The sequence below is a fragment of the Brevundimonas sp. genome (assembly GCF_041688735.1).
Lineage (GTDB): Bacteria > Pseudomonadota > Alphaproteobacteria > Caulobacterales > Caulobacteraceae > Brevundimonas.
In genome coordinates this window covers 1-6,006 of record NZ_JBDNHO010000011.1, presented here as the reverse complement: position 1 = coordinate 6,006, position 6,006 = coordinate 1, and the positions used below count along the sequence as shown (strand labels likewise).

Genomic DNA, 6,006 nt, shown 5'->3' with positions numbered 1-6,006 from the left:
GAAGCAGTCCTTCCAGAAGGAACGGCGGCGGCAGCGGTCGGCGCTCACGCCATTGCGCGTGAAGCCGCTTCATCAGGGCCGCAGCGCTCTTGAAGGTCGCTTCGCTGATCAAAGGCTCGTGCACGCCGCGATAGAGGGTGTCGTGATGTCGGATGAGACCGATGTAGAGCGGCTGGGTCAGCAGCTTGTACAGATCAGCCCGCTGGAACGGTGTGCGAATGATCGGATGTCCATCGGGGATTTTCCCCCGATGCCGCTTGTAGATGGCGTGCGTGGCGCATTCCCTGACCAGGGTCTGAAGGTCACCGATCTCCAGGAACCGCCGGTACAGGTCTCTGACCACCGGGGCTTCAGCCGCGTTCACGACCAGTTTGCCGTCAACGATATCGAATCCGAACGGGACATTTCCCCCCATCCACATGCCTTTGGCCCGGGATGCCGCCAGCTTGTCGCGGATCCGCTCGCTGGTGATCTCGCGCTCAAACTGGGCGAAGGAAAGCAGCACATTCAACATCAGCCGCCCCATGGAGGTGGCGGTGTTGAACGCCTGGGTGACGGCGACGAACGAGGTGCCAGAGCGATCGAAATCCTCCGCCATTCGGGAGAAGTCAGACAATGAACGGGTCAGCCGGTCGATCTTGTAGACGACCACCGCGTCGACATGACCGGCGCGGATGTCGGCGAGAAGCGCCTGCAGGCCCGGCCGACGCATATCGCCGCCTGAGCATCCCCCGTCGTCGTAGCGGGTGGCGACCAACTCCCAACCTTCATGGCGTTGGCTCAGGATATAGGCCTCGCAGGCCTCCCGCTGGGCGTCGAGCGAGTTGAAGGCTTGTTCGAGCCCCTCCTCAGACGACTTGCGAGTATAGACGGCGCACCTCATGGCAATGACTGCCCCGGCCGTTCTCGCCTCTTCAGATGCTGGGCGGCAAAGAACGCGAGGCCATTCCATCGGGTTCCGGTGATGGTCCTCGCCACGGCCGAAAGCGACCGGTACCTCACCCCTTCATAGATGAAGCCTTGGGCGTTTCGGAGGACAGTATATTCCGCCCCGCGCCAGGTTCGGCGGAACACCTTCGGCGCGCAGGTTATCGAAAGCGGGGCCTGTAGGGCCTCGCTGAAACTCCTTGTCGGATCCAGTCGGTCCTGCTGGAGCCTGTAGGAGATCAGCCGCCGCAACTTCTCGAGCGAAAGGCAGGACGGCGCCTTTGTCTCCCATCGGCTCGTCCACACGGTCAGAAGCGCAGAGCGGTCAGCCTTCCCAATGCGTGCAAGGACGACATCAATGTTCGGGTGATCCAGGTTCAGCCGGTGCGAACCGGGGCAGTTTGGTGCCGGAGCCATGGCGATCGCCATCACAGGCCTCGGGGGTAGCGCTCAGCGTTGGACGGGTGCACCTCTGACCGCCTCGCCAGCACTCCGATAGCGGACGCGAGCACCGCAATGTCCCGACCCGCCGAGACCAGGTTGGTGATCCCGACCCAGCGGTCCTGACCGTCCAGCAGGACAGGCTGCGTGGCCGCGCCGCGGATCACCTGCCCCACCAGAGACCCTAAATCTCCGATCGCTCGTTCTGCCGTTTCCTCGTCAAGCAAGACCCGTCTCCTCACGTGTTCCTGAGGGTCGGACACACGCTCCGATTCCGACCGAAGTCCAGTCGGATAGCCACACACCAGTGCCGCGCTGGCATCGGTGAATAAAGATCAGGCTTTGTTCTCGGCTGGGTCGGTGAGGAGGCAAGTCTCGATCGCGTCGGCCACGCCCTGCCGATCCGCCAGACATTGGTACGCATGGCTGCGTCAGCTTCTTTGTCCCCCAAGGTCGCCGCCGACAATGTCGGCGACCTCGATCACAACCAACGGCGTTGTCGCCACGTTCAGATAGTAGCGCGTGGCCTTCTTCTCCCCAGTGCGCCGCACGGCACCTTTCGCGGCTAGCGCCGCCAGGTCGCGAGTGGCCGTTGCGGGGGGAGCACCGGTGATCTTCATGTAGTTGGCGGCGCTCATACCGCCGAGGAAGCCTTCCGGGCCCGCCTCGAAGAGGCGCAACAGCGCCTTTTCCTGTCGCGCATTGATCTGGTCGCGGACCCGTTCCAAGAGGCGGGACTTTTCGAGCACGAACTCGACCTGGCGCAAGGTGTGCTGCTGAGCTTCCAGGGTCTTGGCGGCGAACCACAGGAGCCAATCGGTGATTTCCAACTCCCGATGGGCACGCTCCAATTCGGCGTAGTAGGCCTTGCGGTGTTTGAGCAGGGTGCTCGCCATACCGGTGATGGTGGCTGAGCTGAGCCCTTGGGCGAGAACCTTCTCGCTGATGGCCCGGCCGACACGACCATTGCCGTCCTCGAACGGGTGGATGCTTTCAAACCATAGATGGGCCAAGCCGGCGCGCGTCACCGGCGCAAGCGGCGCGCTACCGTTCGGTGCGCCGCGTTCCAGCCATCGCCAGAAGCGCGCCATTTCATTGGGGACTTCCGCGGAAGGCGGCGCTTCAAAATGGACCTTCGGAGCATGAAGAGGACCGGAGACGATCTGCATGGGGTCGTCGTGTGTGCGATAGCGACCAATGTCTTTCAGGTCGGTGCGGCCATTGGTGATGAGCCGATGCCAGCGAAACAGCACCGCCTCGGCCAAGGGCGCGGCGGACTGCTCATAGAGATCGACCATCATCTCGGCGATCCCCGCCTCAGCGGGAGAAGCGCGGCGATGGTCGCTATGGAGCCCAAGATGCCTGCGGATGGACGACTGAACGCTGTCGCGGTCCAACGGCTCGCCCTCGATGGCGGAGGTATCCACGGCCTCATGGCTCATGAGTTCGATGGTGAGGCTCGCGCGCTCGTCGACGCTCAGATGCTTGGATGCGCCGACCACGACGCCCGCCCCCTCGGCGAAGAGGGCTTCCGCGCGCATGAGTTTGCGTTGATCCCAGCGAAATTCGGGCCAGGCTTGCTGTTGCCAGTTCCACATGATGATCGATACCTACTCTATTTATCGATCAGATTATACCACATTTATGATTGATAAATCACACCCGTATTCATCACGTAACGGGCAGTAGTCGGGGCAGCAACACCAGTCTCGCGCGGGGTTGCGAAGAAGCCTCCTCGACGACGGACGGCGAGCCACTTGACGACAGCCGCAATTCGCTCGAAACTTCTTCTAAAGGTGACGCCACTCACCTCGTTTCGTATTGCGACGTCGGAGACCATCGTTGCGAGGGAGTGCTCACAGGCACCCCCCAAGATGGGAAGTGTCGCCGTGGCTGATCTCGAAATTGTCTATGCTGATGTCGCTGATCTGCGGCCGGATCCGGGCAACGCCCGGATCCATCCAAAGCGGCAAATCGATCAGCTGGTCGCGTCCATCCGGTCGTTCGGCTTCGTCAACCCGATCCTCATTGACGAAGCAGGCGGGGTGATCGCCGGCCACGGGCGGCTGATCGCGGCCAGGAAGGCCGGACTGGGCAGTGTGCCCACCATCACACTGCGTGACCTCTCCGACCTGGAGAAGCGCGCGCTTCGTCTGGCTGACAACAAACTGGCGCTCGGCGCCGTCTGGGATGCAGACCTTCTGAGCGTTGAGCTTGAGGCGCTGTCCATCCCCGGGCTCGGCTTCGATATCTCGCTGACGGGGTTTTCCGCGCCGGAGATCGACATTGCTCTGTCCCGCCGACGGGGCAAGGTCGAGGATGTCCCTGCCCGGCCGCCCGACGAGGTCACGGTTTCCGAAGTCGGCGACGTCTGGATCCTGGGCGGCCACCGCATCGCCTGTGGCGACTGCCGCGACCCGGCACTGATGGGTCGTTTGATGGCCGGTGCCCAGGCCGACGCCGCCTTCCTCGACCCGCCGTACAATATTCCCATATCAGGGTTCGCCGTGGGCAGGGGACGTCACCCCGAGTTCGCGTGCGCAACGGGCGAAATGAGCCCGGCCGAATTCGTTGTGTTTCTGGAGCAAACCCTGGGGGCAGCGCGCGAGGCGACGCGTCCCGGCGGCGTCCATTTCGTCGCGATGGACTGGCGACACATGACCGAACTTCTGGACGCTGGCCGGACCGTCTACGACACCCTCCTGAACCTGTGCGTCTGGAACAAATCCAACGGCGGCATGGGCAGTCTTTACCGTTCCAAGCACGAGCTCATCTTCGTCTACCGCCATGGACCCGGGCCACACTACAACGCCGTCGAGCTTGGCCGTCATGGCCGCAATCGATGCAATGTCTGGGACTACAGTTCGGTCAACTCTCCAGGTGGGGCGCGGCGTCACGAACTGGATATGCATCCGACCGTGAAACCAACCCAGATGGTTGCGGACGCGCTGATTGACGTGACCCGGCCCGGCGATGTGGTCCTCGATGTCTTCCTCGCATCGGGCACAACCCTCGTGGCGGCCGAGCAGATCGGCCGCGCGTGCCACGGGGTGGAACTGGACCCGCGCTATGTCGACGTGGCTCTTGAACGATGGGCGCGTCTTACCTGTCGAGAACCAGTGCTTGAACGCTCCGGGCAGACCTTCGCCGAAGTCCGGCTGAACCCGATCAGCGAGCTGTTTTCATGACGTCCGACGACGATCCGGTCGGCTATGGCCGCCCGCCCAAGGCCCATCGATTCAATAAAGGTGCGAGCGGTAATCCAAAGGGCCGGCCGAGGCACGTGCACGTCGGGCCGGCCGAACACACCACGCTCAGCAAGGTGATCAGCCGGAAGATTAACATCTCCGTGGACGGCCGGACACGACGAGTTTCGATCAAGGAAGCAGTCGCTCTCCAGCTTGTCGACAAAGCGGCCAAAGGCGATTTCAAATCGATGAGGGAAGTAATGGCAGTCGCGACAATCAGCGAGGGCAGCCGCAAGCTGCCAGCTGAGTTTGACGGCGAGTTCAACGTCCTTTTGGATCGCTTGTTGAGCCTTAGCGTCCTTGAGGAAGGGCTCATTCAGGCCGGACTGCTCTACTCTGACGCGGACCAGAAGCTGTACTTCAAGCGGGATGTGTTTGAGGCAGCCACCGCTGCAAAGAAGCCACGACGTTCCTGGCCGCAAGTTCGGCTGACCACCGCTCCGATCGAAGCTGCCGGTGCCCAAGCCAATCGTGAATCCATGTTCGCAGTGTTTTCCCGAGCCATGGAACAACTTCTGCAATGTCGACGATAGCCAGCGCACCCGAGGGTGTGAGAACCGCCGGACTTCGCTACAGTTCTATTGAGCGGGGATAGTCCCGCCAATCGAGGAGTCGCCGTGAGTGATCCTGGCCTCTATCCAGTCCCCTCCGAATGGGCGCAACGCGCCAGGATGACCAAGTCGGGATACGAAGCCGCCCGCACCGCAGCGCGCGAGAGGCCCGACGCCTACTGGGGTGAACAGGCGCGCCGGCTTGACTGGATGACCCCGCCGACCTCGATCAAGGACGTGTCGTTCGACAAGACCGACTTCCGCATCCGCTGGTTCGCGGACGGCGTTCTGAACGTCGCCTGGAACTGCCTCGACCGGCACCTGGCAGAGCGCGGCGACCAGACCGCCATCCTCTGGGAAGGCGATGAACCGACCCGGTCGGGCGGTCTGACCTATCGCGAGCTTCACGCCGAAGTCTGCCGTATGGCCAATGTGCTCAAGGGCCTCGGCGTGGTGAAGGGCGACCGCGTCACCCTCTATATGCCGATGATACCGGCCGCCGCCGTTGCCATGCTCGCGTGCGCCCGCATCGGCGCGGTTCACTCCGTCGTCTTCGGCGGCTTCTCGCCAGACAGCCTGGCCGGGCGGATCGAGGACTGCGGCTCAAAGGTCATCATCACCGCTGACGAAGGCCTGCGTGGCGGCAAGCGCGTGCCGTTAAAAGCCAACGTGGATGCGGCGTGTGAGAAGGTCGCCGTCGACCACGTCCTGATCGTCTCGCACACCAACGCTGACATCCCGATCATCGAAGGCCGCGACGTCCGCTACGGCGAGGCCAAACACGGCGTCTCCGACGACTGTCCCTGCGAGCCGATGAACGCCGAGGACCCGCTGTTCAT

Annotated in this window: 7 protein-coding genes; 3 read left to right on the top strand and 4 right to left on the bottom strand. The window is 62.9% G+C overall.

Annotation, left to right across the window (positions count from 1 at the left end; all coding sequences use genetic code 11):
• The 4 genes from ACESMO_RS01520 to ACESMO_RS01505 form a co-directional block, all read right to left on the bottom strand.
• Nucleotides 1–952: recombinase family protein (locus ACESMO_RS01520; protein WP_372706415.1), on the bottom strand; the 952-nt coding region annotated here is incomplete at its 3' end.
• On the bottom strand, nt 880–1,344 hold the full coding sequence (locus tag ACESMO_RS01515) for a DUF2924 domain-containing protein (protein ID WP_372706417.1): 465 nt from the start codon (nt 1,342–1,344) through the stop codon (nt 880–882). The genes ACESMO_RS01520 and ACESMO_RS01515, both read right to left, overlap by 73 nt.
• Nucleotides 1,345–1,355: 11 nt before the next feature.
• Nucleotides 1,356–1,544: a hypothetical protein gene (locus ACESMO_RS01510; RefSeq protein ID WP_372706414.1), complete on the bottom strand. Its 189-nt coding sequence runs from the start codon at nt 1,542–1,544 to the stop codon at nt 1,356–1,358.
• Between the two features lie 255 nt (nt 1,545–1,799).
• Nucleotides 1,800–2,966 carry a Fic family protein gene (locus tag ACESMO_RS01505; protein ID WP_372706413.1) on the bottom strand — a complete coding sequence of 389 codons (1,167 nt, stop codon included), beginning with the start codon at nt 2,964–2,966 and terminating at the stop codon, nt 1,800–1,802.
• A 291-nt stretch (nt 2,967–3,257) separates the two neighbouring features.
• On the opposite strand from ACESMO_RS01505, the gene ACESMO_RS01500 reads away from it, so the two are divergent.
• The 3 genes from ACESMO_RS01500 to ACESMO_RS01490 all read left to right on the top strand — a co-directional run.
• Nucleotides 3,258–4,556, top strand: coding sequence for a site-specific DNA-methyltransferase (locus ACESMO_RS01500; protein WP_372706412.1), 1,299 nt, complete (start codon nt 3,258–3,260; stop codon nt 4,554–4,556).
• Nucleotides 4,553–5,149 carry a DUF5681 domain-containing protein gene (locus tag ACESMO_RS01495; RefSeq protein ID WP_372706411.1) on the top strand — a complete coding sequence of 199 codons (597 nt, stop codon included), beginning with the start codon at nt 4,553–4,555 and terminating at the stop codon, nt 5,147–5,149. The genes ACESMO_RS01500 and ACESMO_RS01495 overlap by 4 nt, the downstream gene beginning before the upstream one ends.
• Before the next feature lie 138 nt (nt 5,150–5,287).
• The coding region (locus ACESMO_RS01490) for an AMP-binding protein (protein WP_372706416.1) at nt 5,288–6,006 on the top strand (719 nt) is incomplete at its 3' end.